Source organism: Saccharopolyspora dendranthemae, from assembly GCF_007829955.1.
In the GTDB taxonomy this organism is placed as follows: Bacteria; Actinomycetota; Actinomycetes; order Mycobacteriales; family Pseudonocardiaceae; genus Saccharopolyspora; species Saccharopolyspora dendranthemae.
In genome coordinates this window covers 390,955-411,328 of sequence record NZ_VIWX01000003.1, presented here as the reverse complement: position 1 = coordinate 411,328, position 20,374 = coordinate 390,955, and the positions used below count along the sequence as shown (strand labels likewise).

At 69.5% G+C, this 20,374-nt stretch carries 17 protein-coding genes; 8 read left to right on the top strand and 9 right to left on the bottom strand.

What is annotated here, in order from left to right:
- Positions 1-17 precede the first annotated feature (17 nt).
- Positions 18-593: a hypothetical protein gene (locus FHU35_RS17090; protein ID WP_246110368.1), complete on the bottom strand. Its 576-nt coding sequence runs from the start codon at positions 591-593 to the stop codon at positions 18-20.
- A 234-nt stretch (positions 594-827) separates the two neighbouring features.
- Between FHU35_RS17090 and FHU35_RS17085 the strand changes: the two genes are divergently transcribed.
- On the top strand, positions 828-1,295 hold the full coding sequence (locus FHU35_RS17085) for a universal stress protein (RefSeq protein WP_246110367.1): 468 nt from the start codon (positions 828-830) through the stop codon (positions 1,293-1,295).
- A 636-nt stretch (positions 1,296-1,931) separates the two neighbouring features.
- Here FHU35_RS17085 and FHU35_RS17080 read toward each other — a convergent pair.
- The 3 genes from FHU35_RS17080 to FHU35_RS17070 all read right to left on the bottom strand — a co-directional run bounded on the left by FHU35_RS17080 (position 1,932) and on the right by FHU35_RS17070 (position 4,537).
- Positions 1,932-2,660 carry an ABC-2 transporter permease gene (locus FHU35_RS17080; protein ID WP_145740811.1) on the bottom strand — a complete coding sequence of 243 codons (729 nt, stop codon included), beginning with the start codon at positions 2,658-2,660 and terminating at the stop codon, positions 1,932-1,934.
- On the bottom strand, positions 2,657-3,601 hold the full coding sequence (locus FHU35_RS17075; protein WP_145740808.1) for an ABC transporter ATP-binding protein: 945 nt from the start codon (positions 3,599-3,601) through the stop codon (positions 2,657-2,659). The genes FHU35_RS17080 and FHU35_RS17075 overlap by 4 nt, the downstream gene beginning before the upstream one ends.
- 138 nt (positions 3,602-3,739) lie before the next feature.
- Entirely contained in the window at positions 3,740-4,537 is a 798-nt protein-coding gene (locus FHU35_RS17070) for an HAD family hydrolase (RefSeq protein ID WP_145740806.1), read from the bottom strand.
- 359 nt (positions 4,538-4,896) lie between these two features.
- Here FHU35_RS17070 and FHU35_RS17065 point away from each other — a divergent pair, with 359 nt between their 5' ends.
- The 6 genes from FHU35_RS17065 (at position 4,897) to FHU35_RS29330 (ending at position 12,600) form a co-directional block, all read left to right on the top strand.
- On the top strand, positions 4,897-6,420 hold the full coding sequence (locus FHU35_RS17065) for a dynamin family protein (RefSeq protein ID WP_145740804.1): 1,524 nt from the start codon (positions 4,897-4,899) through the stop codon (positions 6,418-6,420).
- Positions 6,421-6,548: 128 nt separating this feature from the next.
- Positions 6,549-6,884 carry a nucleotide exchange factor GrpE gene (grpE, locus tag FHU35_RS17060; protein WP_145740802.1) on the top strand — a complete coding sequence of 112 codons (336 nt, stop codon included), beginning with the start codon at positions 6,549-6,551 and terminating at the stop codon, positions 6,882-6,884.
- Between the two features lie 81 nt (positions 6,885-6,965).
- Positions 6,966-8,819 (top strand): dynamin family protein, encoded by a 1,854-nt coding sequence (locus FHU35_RS17055; protein WP_145740800.1) that lies wholly within the window; start codon positions 6,966-6,968, stop codon positions 8,817-8,819.
- 379 nt (positions 8,820-9,198) lie between these two features.
- Positions 9,199-9,951 carry a DUF6802 family protein gene (locus FHU35_RS17050; protein WP_186459470.1) on the top strand — a complete coding sequence of 251 codons (753 nt, stop codon included), beginning with the start codon at positions 9,199-9,201 and terminating at the stop codon, positions 9,949-9,951.
- Between the two features lie 436 nt (positions 9,952-10,387).
- Positions 10,388-12,205, top strand: coding sequence for a phosphoenolpyruvate carboxykinase (GTP) (locus FHU35_RS17045; protein ID WP_145740798.1), 1,818 nt, complete (start codon positions 10,388-10,390; stop codon positions 12,203-12,205).
- Between the two features lie 245 nt (positions 12,206-12,450).
- Positions 12,451-12,600: a hypothetical protein gene (locus FHU35_RS29330; protein ID WP_186459469.1), complete on the top strand. Its 150-nt coding sequence runs from the start codon at positions 12,451-12,453 to the stop codon at positions 12,598-12,600.
- 58 nt (positions 12,601-12,658) lie between these two features.
- Here FHU35_RS29330 and FHU35_RS17040 read toward each other — a convergent pair whose 3' ends face one another.
- Genes FHU35_RS17040 through FHU35_RS17030 form a run of 3 tightly spaced genes read right to left on the bottom strand, consistent with a single transcriptional unit; the run spans position 12,659 to position 15,710 of the window.
- Positions 12,659-13,498: a carbohydrate ABC transporter permease gene (locus FHU35_RS17040; protein ID WP_145740796.1), complete on the bottom strand. Its 840-nt coding sequence runs from the start codon at positions 13,496-13,498 to the stop codon at positions 12,659-12,661.
- Positions 13,498-14,430 (bottom strand): carbohydrate ABC transporter permease, encoded by a 933-nt coding sequence (locus FHU35_RS17035; protein ID WP_246110365.1) that lies wholly within the window; start codon positions 14,428-14,430, stop codon positions 13,498-13,500. Before FHU35_RS17035 ends, FHU35_RS17040 begins: the two co-directional genes overlap by 1 nt.
- A complete protein-coding gene (locus FHU35_RS17030; RefSeq protein ID WP_145740794.1) occupies positions 14,376-15,710 on the bottom strand; it encodes an extracellular solute-binding protein in 1,335 nt (444 codons plus the stop codon). The genes FHU35_RS17035 and FHU35_RS17030 overlap by 55 nt, the downstream gene beginning before the upstream one ends.
- A 121-nt stretch (positions 15,711-15,831) precedes the next feature.
- Here FHU35_RS17030 and FHU35_RS17025 point away from each other — a divergent pair, with 121 nt between their 5' ends.
- Positions 15,832-17,046 (top strand): ROK family transcriptional regulator, encoded by a 1,215-nt coding sequence (locus FHU35_RS17025; protein WP_145740792.1) that lies wholly within the window; start codon positions 15,832-15,834, stop codon positions 17,044-17,046.
- On the opposite strand, the gene FHU35_RS17020 is transcribed toward FHU35_RS17025, so the two are convergent.
- Together FHU35_RS17020 and FHU35_RS17015 are read right to left on the bottom strand one after the other, a co-directional pair.
- Entirely contained in the window at positions 17,014-17,880 is an 867-nt protein-coding gene (locus FHU35_RS17020; protein WP_246110364.1) for an SGNH/GDSL hydrolase family protein, read from the bottom strand. The genes FHU35_RS17025 and FHU35_RS17020 overlap by 33 nt on opposite strands.
- A gap of 206 nt (positions 17,881-18,086) precedes the next feature.
- A complete protein-coding gene (locus tag FHU35_RS17015; RefSeq protein ID WP_145740790.1) occupies positions 18,087-20,363 on the bottom strand; it encodes a translocation/assembly module TamB domain-containing protein in 2,277 nt (758 codons plus the stop codon).
- Positions 20,364-20,374 lie beyond the last annotated feature (11 nt).

Genomic DNA, 20,374 nt, shown 5'->3' with positions numbered 1-20,374 from the left:
CCCGGCGATGGCTCAGGTCACCAGGCCTCGACCTGCGGGAGCAGGGACAGCAGCGTGGCGGTGCTGGTCGGCACGGGCAGCGGTTCCGCCTCCCGATAGGCGGGCACGACGTTCAGGTAGCCCTCGTGCTCGTCGGTCAGGACGACCGCGGTGGGCATCTTGACCGTGCCGTGGTCGGACGGCGCGTATTCCCAGTAACCGGCTTCGCTGATGCCGACCCAGGGCACGAAGACCCATCCCGGCCGGGCGGAGAGGACCGCGTGCACCTCGTCCTCGACCTCGAAAGCCGCAGCGCGCGAAGCGATGTCACCCCGGTCGAGCGCGCGCAGCCACCACGGAGCGGGCAACCGGCGCTTCGCCCCGTTGAGCTTGCGGAACAGCTCCAGGACCTGGCGCTCGGAAGCGGTGTGGATCCAGCTGCCGCGGAGCGACGCGGGTGACGCCGCCTCCGTGGCGGGTGGATGGGCTTCGGTCGCCAGCGACCACTCCAGTCGCGGGACCGGTTCCAGCTGGACGTCGTTGCCGATGCGCTTGGGTCGGATGTTCCCTCCGCGCGTTGCTTCGACCAGTGCAGGCTCTTGTGAAGACAGCATGTGGCCCACTCCTCATTGTGTGGAGAAAGACGCGAGCCGAACTACTCGCCCACGGCCAGCGCATGCCCCCAAGCGACGCTGGTTGCGGGACAACTTCTCCTTATGCCTTACCACAGCCAATACGATGAATGAGGCATCCATGTAAAATGTGATGGCAATCACAGACAAAACTCGTTCGGTTGACCTAGTGGACGTTGGCTCGACAACACGAGCCCAGGCGGTTGGAGTAGAGGCGTGCCGGACCAGACATTCCAACGCGTGGAGATCAACGGCGGGGTCGTGGTGGGTGTCGACACCTCCGCCTCGTCGCTGCGAGCCCTGACCGTGGCCTGCGAGGAGGCCGAGCGGCGCAACGCCGTGCTGCACGTCGTGCGGGCCTGGAGCATGCGCACGGCCCCCCGCCCCGCCGACTGCCCGCCGAACGCGGTCCCCAGCACCGAGGCCTTCCAGCGGGAGGTGGAGCGGGAAACGGCGAACCTGGTTGCGAGCAAGGTCGGCGACCCGCCGAAGGTGACCGCCGAGATCCACGTCGTCCACTCGCCCTCGCCCCAGTCCCTCCTGGCCGCGTCCAGAGGCGCAGACCTCCTGGTCGTGGGCCACAGGGGCAGAGGAGGCTTCGCAGGCCTCATGCTCGGCTCAGTAGCAGAACAATGCGTCCGCCACGCAGCCTGCCCAGTCCTGGTAGTACGCCCACAGGTCTGAGGAGAACAGCAGCAAGGGCGACAACCGAGGCAACCGAGGCACCGTCAGGCAAGCACCGCAGGTGCTTTCGCACTACCCCACCAAAGCACCTGGCACCGCCGGGGGTTCTGAGCGGCTTCGTGGCGAGCACGCCGCGACGCCGTGTATTGGCATACATCAGGAGTGGCGCGCGGAGTCCACGGAGCCGCTCAGGTTCCCCTACCCGCACCGCCAAGCAAGATGACCACGGAGTCGTGTCCGTAGAAAACAACCACGTCCAGGACAGAAGACGAGCCGAGCAACGTCCCCGACGAAACATAAAAAGAAGAAAGCACAGGGCCCGGGCCATCCCCCGAATGACAGCCCGGGCCCTCCCCCGTCCCGACCGCCGGCGCCCCCGAGCGCTACTGCAGTCGGTCGTCTTTGGTTGTGCTTCAGCGTTCTCGAATCACCGGGTGATCCGTCGCTGACCCACCGTGTCCGATGTGACCCGGTGCGATCGGGGTGCCGATGGCGACCGCTCGATCTTGCAGGTGATCCTATCGGTCGGGGTGATCAGACTCTCGGCCGGGCTCGGTAACGTTTTGCGATCCCAGGCCCAGCTGGGGATTCCCCGTTTTGATCAAGGTTTTCGGGACTCATGATCAAATCCGCTGGTCAGGCATCGCGCCGGTGCGTCACGACCAATCCGATCACCCAGACACCCACCGTGACCGCCGCGAAGTACGCGAGCGCTCCCCAGGGCCCCAGGGGCATCTCGATGGCCATGCTCCCGCCGCCCGACAGGAAGTGGTCGGCCATCACGAAGGGCATCCACTGCTGGAGGTCCGGGCCGATTTCGGGGATCAGCGCGACGAGGCTCTCGACGAGCAGCGACCACAGCAGGAGCAGGGTCACCGCGCCGGCGGTCTGCCGCAGCAGCATGCCGACGCCGACGGCGAGCACGGCGGAGAGGGCGAACACCGGCCCGACTCCGGCGACCTGGCGCCACTGCTCGGCGGTGGTGATCGCGAGTTCGGCCGACTCGGGGTGCAGGAGCTTGGAGATGCCCCAGGAACCGAACGCGCCGACCTCGCCGATGATCAGCGCGAGCACGCCGACGACTCCGGTCTTGGCCAGCAGCACCGCGGTTCGGTTGGGCACGGCCTGGAAGGTCGCGCGGATGGTGCCGAACCGGTACTCGGTGGTGATCGCGAGCGCGGCCAGCACGAGCGTCACCATCAGCCCGAACTGGTGGCCGAACTGCGTGGTGCTCAGCGCGATTCCGTCGGAGTAGGCGGCGATGAGCGCGGTGAACCCGATGGGCAGCGCGAGCGCGAGGATCATGCACCACCACGGGGAGCGGGTGGAGAAGAGCTTCATCCGCTCGACGGCGAGCAGGGTCATCGGGCCACCCCCTGGGCGGTCAGCTCGGTCGCCTGGCCGAGCGAGGTCTGGTATTCGACGGCGTCGCTGGTCATCTGCATGAAGGCGTCCTCGAGCGAGCCGCGCTGGGCGGTGAGCTCGTGCAGCACGATCTGGTGCTGTGCGGCGAGTTCGCCGATCTGCTCGGTGGTGGCTCCGTCGACGACGAGCCGGTCCGCCTCGGAGGTGCGGACGGTGCACTCCTGTTCGCCGAGCAGCTGCTGGAGCTGCTGGGCTCCGGGCGAGCGGACGAGCACCGAGGTGCTGCCCGCGCTGTCGACGAACTCGGCGGTGCTGCACTGGGCGATCAGCTTGCCGCGTCCGATGACGACGAGTTCTTCCGCTGTCAGCGCCATTTCCGACAGCAGGTGGCTGGAGACGAAGACCGTGCGCCCTTCGGCGGCGAGGCCCTGCATGAACCGGCGGATCCAGTGGATGCCCTCCGGGTCGAGGCCGTTGACGGGCTCGTCGAAGAGCAGCACCTCGGGGTCGCCGAGCAGCGCGGTCGCGATGCCCAGGCGCTGCGACATGCCCAGCGAGAACCCGCCGGCGTTGCGCCGCGCGACCTCGGTGAGGCCGACCTGCTCCAGGACCTCGTCGACGCGCTGCATCGAGATGCCGTTGGAGCGCGCCATCCACCGCAGGTGAGCGCGGGCGGAGCGGTTCGGGTGCACCCACTTGGCGTCCAGCAGCGCTCCGACGGTGCGCAGCGGGTTGCGGAGATCGCTGTACCGCTTGCCGTTGATGTGCACTTCGCCTGCGGTGGGGTTGTCCAGGCCGAGCATCATCCGCATCGTGGTGGACTTGCCCGCGCCGTTGGGGCCGAGGAACCCGGTGACGTGACCGGGTTTGACGGTGAACGACAGGTCGTCGACCGCCACCTTCTGGCCGTATCGCTTGGTGAGGCCTCTCGCCTCGATCATGATCACTCCTGTTGCTGGGACGCGGAGCTGTTCCGGAAGTAGTGAATCGGCTCCGAGGATGACGCACCTCAGGGTTGTCCCCGAGCGGCACCCCTGTCCCCGGGACCCGACCCGCAGAGGGGGCCCGCGGTGGACCTCTCAGCGGAAGAAGCGGTCCAGCTCGGCGGCCAGGCCGTCCTCGGCGACGGTGCCGATGGTGGCGTCGGCCGTGGCGCGCAGCTCCAGGGGTGCCTGGCCCATCGCGACGCCGCGAGCGGCCCAGCTCAGCATCTCGAAGTCGTTGGTGCCGTCACCTGCCGCGAAGGTGCGTCCTTCGGCGATGCCGAGTTCGGTGCGCAGCTTCTCCAGCGCGGCGCCCTTGGACAGCCCCTCGGGGACCACGGTGACCCACGGCTCGTAGGTGTCGACGGTGATCGTGCAGTGCGGCAGCCGGACACCGGCCACGGTCTCCGCGAGCTCGGCCGGGTCGTGCCCGGTCCACTCGGCGATCAGGCGCGGCACCGGCTCGGCGGTCAGCTCGTCGACCGGTGTGAGCCGCTGCGGCCCGTGCAGCTTCTCCGGGTCGAACGGGGCGGAGACGAGGTTGCCGATGCCGACGTCCTCCGCCGCGAAGATCGCGCCGGGCAGGTGCTCCTGGAGCACGCGCAGCGTCGGGGTCGCGTCGAACGAGGCCACCGACACCGGCTCGCGGCGAGCCACGTCCACCAGCACGGCACCGTTGGAGCACAGCGCGAATCCGCTGGTCAGCGACAGCTCGTCGAGCACGGGGGTGACGCCCAGGAAGGTGCGGCCGGTCGCGAGGACCAGCTGCGCGCCTGAGTCCACCACGCGCCGCACGGCTGCCTTGACCGCATCGGAGATGGTGTCGGTGTCCGGGTTCAGCAGGGTTCCGTCGATGTCGAGGGCGACGAGTTCGGGCTTGAGGTCAACGCTCACCTCCGCAGGCTAGAGCTTGTTCGTGACTTGCCTTGCGTAGCGGTGCGGGTAGCGGAACCTCACACGCCGCCTGGACTCCGTGCGCCACTCCTGATGTCTTCCGCTTACCCCGGGGTGGACATCGGCATCGCGGCGTACTCGCCACGAAGGCGATCAGAACCCGCGGCGGTGCCAGCTGAGTCCCACACCTGAAACAGCGGCTCTGCCGCATTCCTCAACAGCTCCTAGGCGGCTGGGCGGCGATCGCTCATCGGTCCTTTGTGGACTGAGGCCGTGGCGTGGGTGCGGCGTGGCAGGATGGGGCGGGCGAGTTCCCGGGAAGTCCGGATCGTCCGAACCGCCGGAAGGGCATCTAGCGCGTGAGCACGGCACCCGAGCAGCAGAGCTGGCCAGGCCCGTTGTCGGCCTCGGTCGCCCGGCTGTGCGCGGGACTGCAGCCGGAGGTCTCGGAGAGGACCGCCGAGGGCTTCGCCGAGGTGCTCGACCGGCTCGGCGCCCCGCTGCAGGTCGCCGTCGCCGGACGGATCAAGTCCGGAAAGTCCACCCTGGTCAACGCGCTGATCGGGCGCCGGGTGGCACCTACCGACGTCGGCGAGTGCACGCGGCTGGTGACGCGCTTCCAGTACGGCACGGTCGACCGCGTCGAGGTCGTCTTCCACGACGGCCGCAAGCAGGCGGTGCCCTTCGACCAGGGCGGCGGCATCCCGGCCGACCTGGGCGTGGACTTCGAGGAGGTCTCGCACCTGGAGGCCTACCTGACCAACGCGGTGCTGCGGGACCTCACCGTGATCGACACCCCCGGGCTGGGTTCGCTGGACTCGGCCTCGGTCGCCCGCACGGAGCAGGCGCTGGGCACCCAGCAGCTCGACCCCGTCTCCCGCGACGCCGTGATCGGCGCGGAGGCGGTCGTCTACGTCGTCACCCAGGGCGTCCGGGCCGACGACGAGCAGGCGCTGGCCGCCTTCACCGCCGCGACGGCGAGCCGCGAGGCCGGCCCGGTGAACGCGATCGCGGTGCTCAACAAGGCCGACATGATCGAGGCGGACACCGTCGAGGGGGCCGACGACGATCTCTGGAAGGCCGCCGAGATCCTGGCCGCCAAGCAGTCGCAGCTGCTCAAGCCCAAGGTCGCCGACGTGATCCCGGTGATCGGACTGCTCGCCGAGACCGCCGAGACCGGTGGTTTCACGGCCCACGACGCCGAGGCGTTGCGCTCGCTGGCCAAGCTCGACTCCTCGACGCGGGAAACCCTGCTGCTGTCGGCGGACCTGTTCACCAGCTGGGAGTGCGACGTCCCGGCGGGCACCCGCACCCACCTGCTGGAGCGGATGGACCTGCACGGCGTGCGCCGGGCCTTGGACGCGCTGGACGGCGAACCCGACATCACCGCCGGTGAGCTGCGGCGCCGGGTCCGCGACGCCTCCGGGCTGGCATCGGTGCTCGACCGGCTGGACTCCGTGTTCCGGGTGCGCGCCGACGGCATCAAGGCGGCGGCGGCGCTGGCGTCGATCACCGCGCTCGCGCACTCCTCCGGCGAGCGCGAGGAGCACCGGAAGGTGCACGACGCGATCGAGGGACTGCTGGCCAGGCCGGAAGCTCACCAGCTCCGCGTCCTGGAGGCGCTAACGCTGGTCGCGGCCGGTTCGGTGGAGATGCCGCCGGACCTGGCCGACGAGGTGATGAGGGTGGGCGGCAGCACCGCCCCGGCCGAGCAGCTCGGCGGCCCGGGACTCTCGCCCGCCGAGCTGACCGACCTCGCGCTGGAGCGCGCCAACTGGTGGCGGTCCTTCTCCTCGTTCGGCGCCACGCCCGCGCAGAGCCGGGTCGCGCACGTGGTGCACCGGGCGTACTTCCTGCTCTGGCAGCAGCTGCGGACCAGGTGATCACGGTGCGGAGCTGGCGGCGGCGGAAGAAGTCACCCGAAAGCGGAACCGAGCACCTTTCGGGTTCGTCTGCTCTGGAAGACGCCGGCGACCCGGCCTCCGACGCAGACGCCGATCAGGGGACAGACATGACCGCCGTGACCAGCGAAACCGTCATCGACCCGCTCGACCAGGCGGTGACGGACCGGACCGCGCTCATCCAGCTGTGCGTGTACGCGGTGGATCGCGCCCGCAGCGCGGCCGTCGCCGAACGCCTCGCCGAGGGGCTCACCCGAGTCGGGGTGTTCGCGCTGCGACCCGAGGGCGAGCGCTTCGATCCCGCCCTCCACGAAGCCGGCGGCACCGTGCCCACCGACGACCCGGCACTGGACGGCGTCATCGCCGAGACGGAACTCCTCGGCTTCGCGGACCGGGACAGGGTCCTCCGCACCCCGGTGGTCACCATCTACCAGCTCCGCAGGTGAACCGGTACGTTCGGAGCGCTTGAGGAGCCCGGCGGAAGCCGCTCCGTCGCGCACGCAGGATCAACAGCCAGGAGGTAGGAGATGACGACTCCTGGGGTTGCTGTTGCTGCTGCGCTCCCGCAGCAGGTCAAGCAGACCCGCGACAAGCTGCTCGGCTTCCTGCGCGAAGCCGACCCCGAGGCGTGGGAGTGGGTCGAGCAGGTCCGTCGCAGCCGTCCCGCCACACCGAGCGCGGCGGTGGTCGGCGAGACCAACCGCGGCAAGAGCTCGCTGGTCAACGCCCTGCTGGAGCACCCGGAGCTGTCGCCGGTGGACGCCGATGTCGCCACCGCCACCTACCTGCGGTTCGAGCGGGGGGAGCAGTGGGAGGCGCACGCCTGCTACCCGGGGCAGCAGGACCCCGTTCCCTTCGACCTCGACGAGCTGCCGAACTGGACCACCGCGGGTCGCGAGCTGCCCGAGGGACAGCTGCCGCCGCGCTACGTGCGCGTCACCGCACCCCTGGACGCGCTGACCCGGCTGACCGTCGTCGACACGCCGGGCGTCGGCGGGCTGGAGGAGCTGCACGGCGAACTCGCCCGCGAAGCCGCCGCGTCGGCCACCGCGCTGCTGTTCGTCGTCGACGCCTCATCCCCGTTCACCCGGGGCGAGCTGGAGTTCCTGCAGCAGGTCGGCGACCGCGTGGAAACCGTGGTGTTCGCGCTGGCCAAGACGGATCAGCACCGCGGCTGGCGGCAGGTGCTGGCCGAGGACCGCAGGCTGCTGGCCGAGCACGCGCCCCGGTTCGCCGAGGTCCCGATCTTCCCGGTCTCGGCCCGCATGCACCTGCGCGCGGCGCAGGCTCCCGAGTCCGCCAACGCGGCGCTGCTGCGCGAGAAGTCCGGCGTGGTCGAGCTCCGAGACGAGCTGGAACGGCTGATCGCCGGCCGCTCGGCGATGCTCGGCGAGGCCAACACGATGCGCGCGCTGTCGACCGTGCTGGGCGAGCTGACCGCGAACCTGGAATCCGAGAAGCGCGCGCTGACCGTCGGCGAGGACGAAGCCGAATCGCTGCGCGCGCGCCGGGACGAGCTCGCCACCGCCCGCCGCTCGTCGACCCGCGGCTGGCAGGTCAAGCTGCGCGGCGAGATCCAGCGCACGCGGGTGGAGACCAGCCACGAGGTCAGCCGTCAGGTCCGCGACGTGCAGAACTGGTTCCGCCGGTCCATCGACGGCGCCGGGCGCAAGGACATCGGCGACCTGCCGCGGCAGGTCGACATCGCGTTGCAGATGGCCTCGACCCGCATCGCCACGATGCTCTCGGCCCGGCTCGCGGCCGTCGCCGAGCAGGCGCTCAACGACCTGTTCTCCGCCGAGGAGCTCGACGTGATCCGCTCCCAGTTCGCGCGGGGCGCGCAAGCTCCGATCGTGCTGCGCCCGCCGGACAAGCGACCGCCGACCGCCGAGGACAAGCTGCTGGTGTTCATGGGCGTGTCCGGTGGGCTCGGCGTCGGCCGCGCGGCCGCGATGCCGCTCGCCGGGCTGGGCGTGGCGGCGCTGAACCCGGTGGTGCTGCCGGTGACGATCGTGCTGGGGCTGGGCGCGGGGTGGTGGATGGCCCGCACCCGCAAGCACGCCGCCGACAAGCAGCACCTCAAGCAATGGCTCACCGATGCGATCGCCGACGCCCGCTCCGCCTTGGACCAGCTCGTCGCGGAGCAGCTCATCGAGGCCGAGCAGCAGCTCTCGCTGGCTCTCGACGATGCGCTGACCAGGCGGATCGAGGCGATCGAGGGAGAGCTCCGCGACGTCGACAAGGCGCTGAAGATGGACGCCGCCGAGCGCAGCCGCCGTCTCCAGACCGTCGACCGCCGCCTCACCGAGGCCACCACCGGACGAGAGCGCGCCGAGCACCTGCTGGCCGGGATCAGGAACCTCCGAGACACAGCACCCTAACGAGGCAATTCCCAGTTTTAGTCCTAACTGAGCCGACATTTCGGACATGATCATGGCTCGGTTTGGACTAAAACTGGGACTCGGTGCGGCGGGTGCCGTTGTCTTCAGGTGTGGGACTCAGCCCGCACCGCCGCGGGTTCTCACACGCTGTCTGGCGAGTACGCCGCGACGCCGTGTATTGGCATACATCAGGAGTGGCGCACGGAGTCCAGACGGCGTGTGAGGTTCCGCCACCCGCACCGCCAAGCAAGGTGATACTGCAAAGACCCCTAAAACTGGGAACGGACTCCGGCGTCCGTCCTGGTGAAATCGGTGGGTTGTGGGCCATCTGGTTCCGGGGTGGAACCCCTGACCTCTACGCTGCGTCCAAGGCTTGCAGGTGAAGGCGGCGGAGGGTGCCGACGTGTACATCGAGGAGACCGGCGCGGGCGACGGGGACATCAAGGTCACCGTCGACGGCGAGGAGTACACCGCCGAGGCCAACTACGACCTCGACGGCGACGGCTTGGACGAGACCGTCTCGGTGATGACCGACGACGGCTACGTCGCTTACGTCGACGACAACGCCGACGGCCAGGCCGACCTCATGCAGACGATCACCAAGGACGGGCAGGTCGTCGACCAGGCGCGCTTCCACGCCGACACCGGTGAGTGGACGGCCGAGACCCCGCACCAGAACCCCGGCGGCGCCCCGGACGGGCACCCCGACGAGGGCAAGCAGATGGTCATGGACACCCCGCAGGGCGACGTCCAGGTCGGCCCGGCGACCGAGGACACCAACTCCGACGGGATCGCCGACACGGCGGTCGTGCAGTCGGAGAACGGCAACACCGTGATGGTCACCGACGTGGACGGGGACGGTTCCGCGGACCAGGTCGTCGAGATCACCCAGACCGGCGACGTGACCATCTCGCACCACACCGGCGACGGGCAGTGGACCGTCGTCGAGCAGGGCCAGATCGGCGACAACGGCCAGTACGCGCCGAACCAGGTCGCCTCCGCGACCGACGACGCGACCTGGACCTTCGACGAGCCCGAGTTCCAGCCGAAGCCCCCGGCCCCGGAGGCCGGACCTGGGGATCTCTGCACGGGTGAACCGGCGACGTCTGCGAAGGACAGCACCTGGGTGTGACGCCCGGTCGCGTCTTTCTCGACGGAATGTGATTCCGCCACCCGCTCGTGGCTCAATTCTCAAGCCATCGAGCGGTTTTGGCGCATTTTGCCTTCGCAAGCAGCAACCGCCATTCGGCGGCTATCGCGGGTTCACCGGTCGTTCGCACTCATGTCCGCTTCGCCGGAAAATCTGGCACCCCAGGCACGTCCTGCGACGAGATTTCCGCGAGAGCCGAAGCGGAAATGCCAACTGAATCGATTCCCTTATCGTTCCTGTGAGAGAACCGACAACCCCGATCTTCATTGCGCGCCGTTATCCCCGTTAGCCTCGTTGCATCCCTTTTTTGACTTCGCCCGGCTCTCCGGGCCGGGCGAAGCGTTCCCTGCAAACGTCAGCGGGTGCACCCGCCGACGACCAGTCCGGGCTGTGGCGCCCAGTCAGGAGACACGTCGCGATGACCGCATTGACCATTCCCGGTCTCGACCAGGCCCCGACCAAGCACGAGCGCCTGTTGTCGTGGGTGCGTGAGGTCGCGGAGCTGACCACACCCGACCGCGTGGTGTGGTGTGACGGTTCGCAGGACGAATGGACGCGGCTGACGGACCGCCTCGTGGAGGCCGGCACCTTCACGCGTCTCGACAAGAAGCCGAACTCGTTCTACGCGGCTTCGGACCCGTCCGACGTAGCGCGCGTCGAGGAGCGGACCTACATCTGCTCCGTCGAGGAGAAGGACTCCGGGGTCACCAACAACTGGATGGACCCGGCCAAGATGAAGGCCACCATGACCGAGCTCTACCGGGGCTCCATGCGTGGCCGCACGATGTACGTCATCCCGTTCTGCATGGGCCCGCTGGGCGCCGAAGAGCCGAAGCTGGGCGTGGAGATCACCGACTCCGAGTACGTCGTCGTCTCGATGCACATCATGACCCGGATGGGCGCGAAGGTGCTCGAGCGCTTGGGCACCGACGCCGAGTTCGTCCCGGCTCTGCACTCCGTGGGCGCGCCGCTGGAGCCCGGCCAGGAAGACGTGCCGTGGCCGTGCAACGACACCAAGTACATCACCCACTTCCCCGAGGAGCGGATGATCTGGAGCTACGGCTCCGGCTACGGCGGCAACGCGCTGCTGGGCAAGAAGTGCTACTCGCTGCGCATCGCCTCGGCGATGGCGCGCGACGAGGGCTGGCTCGCCGAGCACATGCTGATCCTCAAGCTGATCTCCCCGGAGAACAAGGTCCACTACATCGCGGCCGCGTTCCCCTCCTCCTGCGGCAAGACCAACCTGGCGATGCTCCAGCCGACGATCCCGGGCTGGAAGGTCGAGACCCTCGGTGACGACATCGCCTGGATGCGCTTCGGCGAGGACGGCCGCCTGTACGCGGTCAACCCCGAGGCCGGCTTCTTCGGCGTCGCACCGGGCACCGACGAGCACACCAACCCGAACGCGATGCGCACCATCGAGAAGGGCAACTCGCTGTTCACCAACGTCGCGCTGACCGACGACGGTGACGTCTGGTGGGAGGGCATGGGCGGCGAGACGCCCGCGCACCTGACCGACTGGAAGGGCAACGACTGGACCCCGGACAGCGACGTCAAGGCCGCGCACCCGAACTCCCGCTACTGCACGCCGATGTCGCAGTGCCCGATCCTGGCGCCGGAGTGGGACGACCCGCAGGGCGTGCCGATCTCGGCGATCCTGTTCGGCGGGCGCCGCAAGACCACGGTTCCGCTGGTCAACGAGTCGTTCAACTGGCAGCACGGCGTGTTCATGGGCTCCACGATGTCCTCCGAGACGACCGCTGCGGCGGCCGGCCAGGTCGGCGTCGTGCGTCGCGACCCGATGGCGATGCTGCCCTTCATCGGCTACAACGTCGGCGACTACCTGCAGCACTGGGTCAACACCGGCAAGGACGCTGACGCCTCCAAGCTGCCGAAGATCTACTACGTGAACTGGTTCCGCCGCGACGAGTCCGGCAAGAAGATCGTGTGGCCGGGCTTCGGCGAGAACTCGCGCGTGCTCAAGTGGATCGTCGACCGGATCGAGGGCAACGCCGCCGCCGTGGACACCCCGATCGGCCGCGTTCCCTCCGCCGACGAGATCGACATGTCCGGCCTGGACACCGCGGTCGAGGACGTCGAGATCGCGCTGAACGTCGACGTCGACGAGTGGAAGGCGGAGCTGCCGCTGATCCAGGAGTGGTTCGACACCATCGGTGACGACCTGCCCACCTCGATGCGCGACGAGTTCGAAGCCCTCAAGCAGCGCCTGGGCTGAAACCAGGGCGGGCGGCGGTACCGGATCGTCGTGGGAAGCTCCGGTCCCGCACCCGCCTGACGCGGACGTCGAACGTGCGCGTACCCGAAGCGGCGTCTCCCCTCTGCGGAGGGGAGGCGCCGCTTTCGCATGTCCCCGAACTCGGTCGATGACGATCAGCAACCGAGCGGGCACTCCGCGCGTCCTACGGACATCCGCTTCGCGAAGACGACGAGGCGGCAGTCCGGACCAAGGGGGTGTGTCCGATGGCCAACCTGGCGATGCTGGCGTTGTCCCTGGTCGCGACCGCAGCGGTGCTCCTCGTGCCGCGCAGCGCGACCGTCGGGTCGAACGAGAAGACCGGCGCTTCGTCCGACGAAGCGCAGACCCGTCGCGAGGGCGGAGGTTCCCGTTGAGGCCTCTGCTCCCGGTGCGGGGGCGGAGGTTCCAGCCGGAACTTCCGCCCCCGCGACGCTAGTTCTTGATGGCTCCGGCCAGGTTGAACGCTCCGCCCAGGTAGCGCGAGACGACCAGGTAGAGCGCGATGACCGGTGCCGTGTAGAGGATCGAGTAGGCGGCGAGCTGACCGTAGGCGATCAGGCCGCCCTGGCCGAAGAAGGCGAAGACGCCCACGGACGCAGGTTGTTTCGCCTGGTCCAGCAGGAGCACGAAGGGGACGAAGAAGTTCCCCCAGGCGTTGATGAAGGTGAAGATCGCGACGACGCCGACTCCCGGGACGATCAGCGGCAGCACCACGGCGCGCAGGGCCTGCATCGCCGACGCGCCGTCGACCCACGCGGCCTCTTCGAGGCTGATCGGGACGCCGTCCATGAAGTTCTTGGTCATCCAGATCGCGATCGGCAGCGAGGTCGCGGCCAGGAACAGCGTCGTGCCGAACATCGAGTCCACGAGCTCCACCTGCACGAACATGCTGTAGACCGGGACCATCACGGCGGTCATGGGCAGGCCGGAGGCGAACAGCACGAGGTACAGGAACGGCCGCCGGAACCGCAGCTGGTAGCGCGACAGCGGGTAGGCGCACAGCACGGCCGAGACCACCGAGATCGCTGAGGCACCCCCGCACATCAGCACGCCGTTCCACAGCGGGCGGCCGCTGGTCTCCCAGCTGAGCACCTGCGCGAAGTTGTCCAGGGTGAAGGCGCTCGGGAGTTGCGCCGACAGCGGTGCTTCCGCGTCGACGGACGCGGTGAGCAGCCACAGCAGGGGCGCGAGGAAGGCGAGGGCGACCACGCCCAGCACCAGGTGGACCACCACCGACACCGAACGCCGCTTCGCGAGGGTGACTCCGGCCATCACGTCCCGCCCTCGTCCGGATCGCCGATGCTGGCGGCGTAGAGCACCGCGAACAGCCCGCCGATCGCCAGCAGGACCAGCGAGATCGTGGCGCCGTAACCGATCTCGTCGAACTCGAACGCCGAGTCGTACATCAGCAGCGGCAACGTCTGGGTCGCCGCGTTCGGTCCGCCCGCGGTGAGCACGTAGATCAGCGTGAACACGCCGATGGTCTGCAAGGTGATGAGCATCAGGTTGGTGGTGATGGTCCGGCGGATCACGGGCAGCGTCACGTGCCAGAACCTGCGCAGCACCCCGGCACCGTCGACCTCGGCGGCCTCGGTGAGATCGCTGGGCACCTCGGCGAGCGCGGCCTGGTAGACCAGCATCGAGAAAGCCGTTCCCCGCCAGACGTTTCCGAGCACGACCGCGAGCATCGGCGCGTGGTAGAGCCAGTCGACGCCGTCCGCTCCCAGCGCCACGAGCAGGTTGTTCAGGGTGCCTTCGGAGTTGAGGAACGCGTAGATCGCGAACGCGGCGACGAGTTCCGGCAGCACCCAGGCGGAGACGACCGCGATGCCGACGACGTTGCGCAGCACGCGGTTGCGGTGCCGGGTCAGCAGGGCGATGAACATGCCGAGGCAGTTCTGCCCGATCACCGCCGAGGCCGCGGTGAACACCACCGTCATCCACACCGCGTGCCACAGCGCCGGATCGGAGAACATCCGCCGGTAGTTCTCCAGCCCGACGAACTCCGGTTCGCTGGCCGAGGTCCCGGTCAGCGCGGCGTCGGTGAACGAGACGTAGCCGCTCCACAGGATCGGGCCGATCACGAACAGCCCGAGCAGCAGCACGGCCGGCGCCATCGGCGCCAGCCACCGCCGCACCGCCGTCACCGTCAGCCCGCCCGCGTGTTGGCCGGTTCGACGATCCGCGAGACCTGCTGCGACCACTGCTCGGACACCTCGGCGGGCGGCCGTCCGGCCACGACGTCGAGCACCGAGGACTGGATCTCCTCGGAGACCTTCGGGTACTCGGGCAGCGCAGGGCGGTAGTGGGTGTTGTCCAGCAGGCCGATCCAGAACGGGTTGAGCGGGTTGGCCCCGGTCACCCGCGGGTCGGCGGCGGCATCGGCCCGCGCCGGGAGGTTCCCGGTGGCCGCCGAGTACTGCACCACGTTGTCCTTGCTCAGCGCCTGCTTGATGAACTCGAAGGAGTCGTCGGGCTTGTCGGTCTCCGCGCTGATCGCCAGCGTCCAGCCGCCGGAGAGCGTCACGGTCCCGGGCGCCTGGCCGAACTGGGTGGGCATCGGTGTGGCGGACATGGTCTGGGCCCAGTCCGTCCAGCCCGCGTCCTGCCAGTTGCCGGAGGCGAAGCTGCCGTCGAGCCGGATGCCGACCTTGCCCTCCTGGGCGAGCTGGTCGCGCTGGTTCTTGTCGTACTGGGCGTCGGCGATCTGCGGCTTGCTCTGCGTCAGGTTCTCGCCGACCGCCGTGGACAGGAAGCTCATCGCGTCGGTGAACCCCTTGCTGGGCGCGATCCACTTGCGCTGCTGCTCGTCGTGGAGGGTCCCGGTTTCGGTTCCGTAGAGCAGCATTTCGACGGTCTGCATGCTCACCGACTCGCCTTCGGCCTTGCCCAGCGGCATGTCGATGCCGATCACGTCGGGACGCTTCTGCTTGATCTGGCGGGCCGCGGCCAGGACGTCCTCCCAGTTGCGCGGCGTCCACTCCTCCGGCAGCCCGACCTCGGCGAACAGCTGCCGGTTGTACCAGAGCCCTCGGGTGTCGGTGTCGAGCGGAACGCCGTAGATGCGGCCGTCGGCGGCCTTGCCCGCCTGCTTGGTCGTGCCGATGTAGGAGGAGTTCCAGTCCGGCCACCGCGCGAGCCGGTCGTCCAGCGGCAGCAGGTAGCCGGCGTCGACGTCGGAGTTGACCTGGAAGCTGTCCTCGTAGAGCACGTCCGGCGCGGTGGACTTCGAGCGCATCCGCAGCTGGAGCTTGGACAGGTACTCGCTCTCGGGCGCCACGACCGGGTCGAGCTTGACGTGCTTGCCGGGGTGCGCCTGCTCGTACTGCTGCTTGACGCGCTGCATCAGCACGTCCACCTGCAGCGTGTTGCCGTAGCGGTGGTAGGCGACGGTGATCGTGTTCGGGTCCTCGGCGGATCCGCCGCAGGCGGACAGGCCCAGGGCAGCGGTGAGGATGGCGGCTAACGCAGTTCTCCGGCGCATCTGGCTCCTCCGGCCTGTGACGCTTGCGGCTAACCTGAGATCCGGATCACACTCGTGGGCAACATAAGTCCAAACGTTTGCACAAGTCAATGATCTTGCGGGTCTCAACGAGGAGCGCTGCATGACCAATCCGTCGTGGCAAGGCACCAACCTGCCCCGAGTCGGTGGGTTCAACCGCGCGGTCGTGCTCGACACGATCCGCCGCCACGGCGAGATCAGCCGCGTCGAACTGGCGCAGCGGACCGGGCTGACCGCGCAGACGATGTCCAACATCGTGCGGGCGCTGATGGACGACGGCCTGGTCACCGAGAACGGGCACGCGCCCTCCACCGGCGGCAAGCGCCGGGTGCTGCTGAAGGTCGTGCCCGACGCGTACACCGCCGTCGGACTGCACCTCGATCCGGAGCGCATCACCGGCGTGCTCGTCGACCTCGCCGGCGGCGTCCGGCTGCGCGCCACCCGGCGCCTCCCCGCCGACGCCACGCCCGCCTCCATCGCGGCCGCGCTGACCCGCATCGGGCAGCAGCTGGTGCGCCGCTCGGGACTCGAAGCCGAACGCGTGCTCGGCGTCGGCCTCGCCGTGCCGGGACCGCTGGATCCCGCGCACCGCACGGTCCTCGACCCGCCCAACCTCGACGGCTGGACCGAGGTCCCGCTCGCCGACCTCGTCGAAGAGCGCTTCGGACTGCCGGTGGTGATGGACAACGACGCGACCGCCGCCGCGATCGGCGAGCGCTGGTCCGGCTGCGCGCAGCGCTCCGGCTCGTTCGTCTACGTCTACCTGGGAACCGGCGTGGGCATCGGCGTCGTGCTCGGCGATCAGGTGCACCGCGGGGTCAGCAACAACGCGGGCGAGATCGGGCACGTGCACAGCGGCGGCGCGCGGGAGTGCCACTGCGGCAGGCGGGGCTGCCTGGAGGCCTACTGCTCGATGCGGTCCATCGTGGCCGACTGGCGCACCGCCATCGGCCGCCCGGCACCCACCTCGGTGGCCGCCGCCTACGACCAGCTGTGCCGCGACGCGGTGGCCGGCGAGCCCGCGGCCCGCAAGGTGCTGCGGCAGACCGCGACCCGGCTCGGCCAGGCCCTCGCGTCGGTGGTCAGCGTGCTGGACGTGGACCGCGTGGTGCTCGGCGGACCCGCGCTGCGGCAGGTCTCCGAGCTGGTGCGCAACCGGGTGTCGAAGGTGATCACCGCGCAGGTGTGGGCACCCCAGGTCCGCCCGGTGCGCGTGGAGAACGCGCTGATCGGCGAGGACGCCGCGGCGGTCGGCGCGGCGTCACTGGTGTTCGACCACGCCTACTCACCCCGCCTGAACACGCTGCTGGGTTCCTGACACGGCGTCCGCGACGGCGTTGCCGAAGGCCGTCATGCCGAGGGCGTTCGGGTGCAGGGGAGCGGCCCAGGAGGTCGGGACGACGCCCTCGAAGTACTTCTGCTCCGGCGCCTGGCAGACGTCGTGGCCCTCGCTGACCGGTCCGAGGTCGACGAAGGTCGCGCCGTGCGCACGAGCCCGCTCACCGAGCCGGGCGCTGAGGTCGTCCACGCTGGACTGGATGTAGTCGGCGTCGCGCGCCCACATCGGCTGCTTCGGGTAGCAGCCCCCCGGCGGCAGGTAGGTGCCGTAGCCGACCACCACGACCTCGGCGTTCGGCGCTCGGTCGGTGATCTCCTCCAGCGCCTCGTCGAAGTCCGGGGTGAGCTCGTCGATGCGCTCGGCGAGCTCGTCGCCGTTGGCGGTGAAGCTGTCCGCGCAGGACTTCCCGACCGGCTCGGGGAAGGCGTTCAAGCACGAGATCGCGGCCTGGACCAGTCCGACGTCGTTGCCGCCGATGGTCACCGTGACCAGGTCGGTGCTGTCGCTCAGCGCCTCGTACTGCGGGGGGAGAACCGCGTGCTGCCTGCCCGCGAAGTCCTCGGTCTTGGCGCCGGAGCACGTCACGTCCTTGAGCTCGGCGCCCAGCCTCGCCGCCGCGACCTGCGGGTAGTTCTTCGTCGAGCGGAAGCACAGCAGGTTCGGGTCCGGGCTCGGGACCAGCGGGCCAGCCGCCGCCGAATCCCCCATCGCCACGTACTCGAACCCGTCCCGCTCAGCTCCTGCGGGAGCGCCCGAACCCAGCAACGCCACAACACCGACACCGGCAACGACGGACGACCGGATTCCGACCACGCAGACCTCCCGAGCCGATCAAGGCAACAACTCCTCGATCTGAGCACGAAATCCGCCCCCGGCCCCTGGAGAACACCCGCTCGCGAGCAGGAATCCCCCGAAGGGAGGGGTCTTTTCGAACGTCGCGCGACGTTCGACTGCCCGATTTCGGACTCGAAACTCCGCGCGACATGCGCATCACCCGAGGTGGCGTCGCGAACCCGGGATCACTGGATGTCGCGGCGCAGCGCCCGGGTGATGCCCGCCGCGACCGTGGTCGCCAGGATCCAGCCCGCCGCGATGAGCGCGACGGTGATCCACTGCGAGGTGCCCTGGGTCTTCCACATGACGTCGTGGCCCAGGTTGATGATCGGAACCAGCTGGTCGACGGTGTAGAGCAGCGGGCTCCAGTGCGGGTGATCCTCGGCGTTGATCGGCGTCAGCGGGCCGTGCGACGAGAACCAGGTGGTGCCCGCCGCCGTGAGCAGCACCAGCCAGATCAGCGCGCGCAACGGCCGGTAGCCGTAGCTGACGGTCACCAGCTGCAGCAGGCTCCACAACCGGACCGGCGGCCGGAACACCGCGCGGCTGGAGGCCGCGATCGACTTGTAGCGGTGCCGCTGCTTCTCGATCAGGACCGTGACCGCGTGCTCCTCGTTGCCGTTGCCGCTGAAGACCCGCGCGAGCTGGTCGTAGGAACCCGGCTGGTAGCGATCACCGGAGTTGGCCCGGAGCCAGGCAAGCCGCTCCTGGACCTTGCGCACGTCGGTGGGTTCGACGCTGTCGGTGAAGTTGTCGTAGCTGAAGTCCTCGACGTCGACGCCGCCGCTGGCCTCCCACAGCCGGGCGTTGTCCGCGAGCAGCTCGCACTGGGCCTGCCGCAGCAGGATCCGGCCCCTCGGCGGGTCGTCGACGCTGAGCGTCAGCTCCTGCACCACCATGCCGAACCCATTGATCGCGTTGCGGCTCAACCCGTCCCCGAGCCGGGCGCCCCAGAAGTTGGCCTGCCTGCCGATCTCGGCCCTGCGCAGCTGCACCTCGCCCTCGGACACGAACGCCCGGACTCCCGACGCGCACACCAGGTCTCGCGCGATCCGCGCTCCGCGCAGGTCGACCGAGGGCTTGTAGGCGAGCTTGTGCCGGTGCCAGGCGGGTTTCGTGAGCTCGGTGGCGCGGAAGTCGACGTTCGCGCCGATCGAGGCGCCCTGCAGCTGGATCGACCCGCTCACATCGGCTTCCCGGCAGTCGAAGTTGCTGCCGACGATCACCCGGGACGCCTGCAGCACGTCGGTCCGCGCGCCGGTCAAGCGCGCCCGGTTGAGCTGGAAGCTGCCGTGCACCTGCACGTCCGTCATCCGCCACTCGCCCCAGACGTCGACCCGCCCGGCGGCGAGGTTGCCGCGGATCTCGGTCCCGTCGATGTGCAGCGCGCGCAGCGAGCGGTCCACCGCGGCCCGGGCCGACTGCGCCCAGGTGAGGTCGATCTGCGCGCCGGAGAGCCGGAGATCTCCCTCTATCCGGGCGCTGACCATGCGAATCGTGCCGCCGCTGCGGAAGTTCTCGTCCATCTCGACGTCACCGGCGACGTGGCTGCGGTCGGCGATGAGCGTGCTGGTCGGGTCGTCGTAGGGCGACTCACCGCGCCTCGGCGGGCTCATCCCGGGTTCCAGGACGGCATCGCGCATCCGCAGGTCGCCGGCGATGGTCGCGCTCGGGATGAAGATCAGCCCGGCCACCGTGAAGGACTTGCCGGTGCTCGGGTCGGCGTCGCAGCGCAGCGACCCGCCGAGCTGGATCCCGTTGGCGTTGAGCGCCAACCGGCCTCGGTTGCGCAGCGTCGCTCCCGCCAGCGTGAGGTTGCCGCCGATCTTGGCGCCGGGGATGCGGATCTCGCCCGCGACGGTGATCCGCATGGCCAGCATCGCCCCGGCCACGGTCAGCCGGTCGGCGTAGATGGCGCGGCGGCCGGGGTTGTTCAGGTCGCTGCCGTTGAGCAGCAGCGATCCGCCGAGCTCGGCGTCGGCGAGGTCGATGACCCCGTCGCGGCTGGTGCAGTGCAGCAGGTGGGTGTCGCTGGTGGTGCGGAGGTTTCGCCCCTGCATCCCGGGCAGCAGGCACTCCCGCAGGACCAGACCGGCCATCGACGCCTGCCGGACGTCGGGCGCTTCCACGAACCGGCAGCGGACGAACTCCAGCAGGTACGGCAGTTCGGCGGCGCGCAGGTTCAGGCGGCCGCTGATCACCGCGTCCTGGATGAGGATCACCGGCTGCTGCCGGGCTCGCCGCTGGAACGGACGCCAGCTCGATTCGTCCGGGGACTCGATCAGCCGCCGGGAGAGGAAATCGCCGCGGATCTCCTGCTCCGGATCGTGGTCCTCGGCCTGCACGTCGAGCTGCTCGCCCTCGGGCGTCTCCTGCCTGCCCTGCCGCAGCAGCTCGTCCACCCGCCGCTCGGCCGCGGTCAGCGGACCGTTGCCGTTCTCCCTCACCTTGCCGCTAGGCACAGCAGCCCCCG

Bases quoted from the DNA above. Each gene is read 5' to 3' on its own strand.
- FHU35_RS17090 (WP_246110368.1), bottom strand. From the start codon at position 593: ATGCTGTCTTCACAAGAGCCTGCACTGGTCGAAGCAACGCGCGGAGGG.
- FHU35_RS17080 (WP_145740811.1), bottom strand. From the start codon at position 2,660: ATGACCCTGCTCGCCGTCGAGCGGATGAAGCTCTTCTCCACCCGCTCC.
- FHU35_RS17075 (WP_145740808.1), bottom strand. From the start codon at position 3,601: ATGATCGAGGCGAGAGGCCTCACCAAGCGATACGGCCAGAAGGTGGCG.
- grpE (WP_145740802.1), top strand. From the start codon at position 6,549: ATGACCGCCGTGACCAGCGAAACCGTCATCGACCCGCTCGACCAGGCG.
- FHU35_RS17055 (WP_145740800.1), top strand. From the start codon at position 6,966: ATGACGACTCCTGGGGTTGCTGTTGCTGCTGCGCTCCCGCAGCAGGTC.
- FHU35_RS17045 (WP_145740798.1), top strand. From the start codon at position 10,388: ATGACCGCATTGACCATTCCCGGTCTCGACCAGGCCCCGACCAAGCAC.
- FHU35_RS29330 (WP_186459469.1), top strand. From the start codon at position 12,451: ATGGCCAACCTGGCGATGCTGGCGTTGTCCCTGGTCGCGACCGCAGCG.
- FHU35_RS17040 (WP_145740796.1), bottom strand. From the start codon at position 13,498: ATGGCCGGAGTCACCCTCGCGAAGCGGCGTTCGGTGTCGGTGGTGGTC.
- FHU35_RS17030 (WP_145740794.1), bottom strand. From the start codon at position 15,710: ATGCGCCGGAGAACTGCGTTAGCCGCCATCCTCACCGCTGCCCTGGGC.
- FHU35_RS17025 (WP_145740792.1), top strand. From the start codon at position 15,832: ATGACCAATCCGTCGTGGCAAGGCACCAACCTGCCCCGAGTCGGTGGG.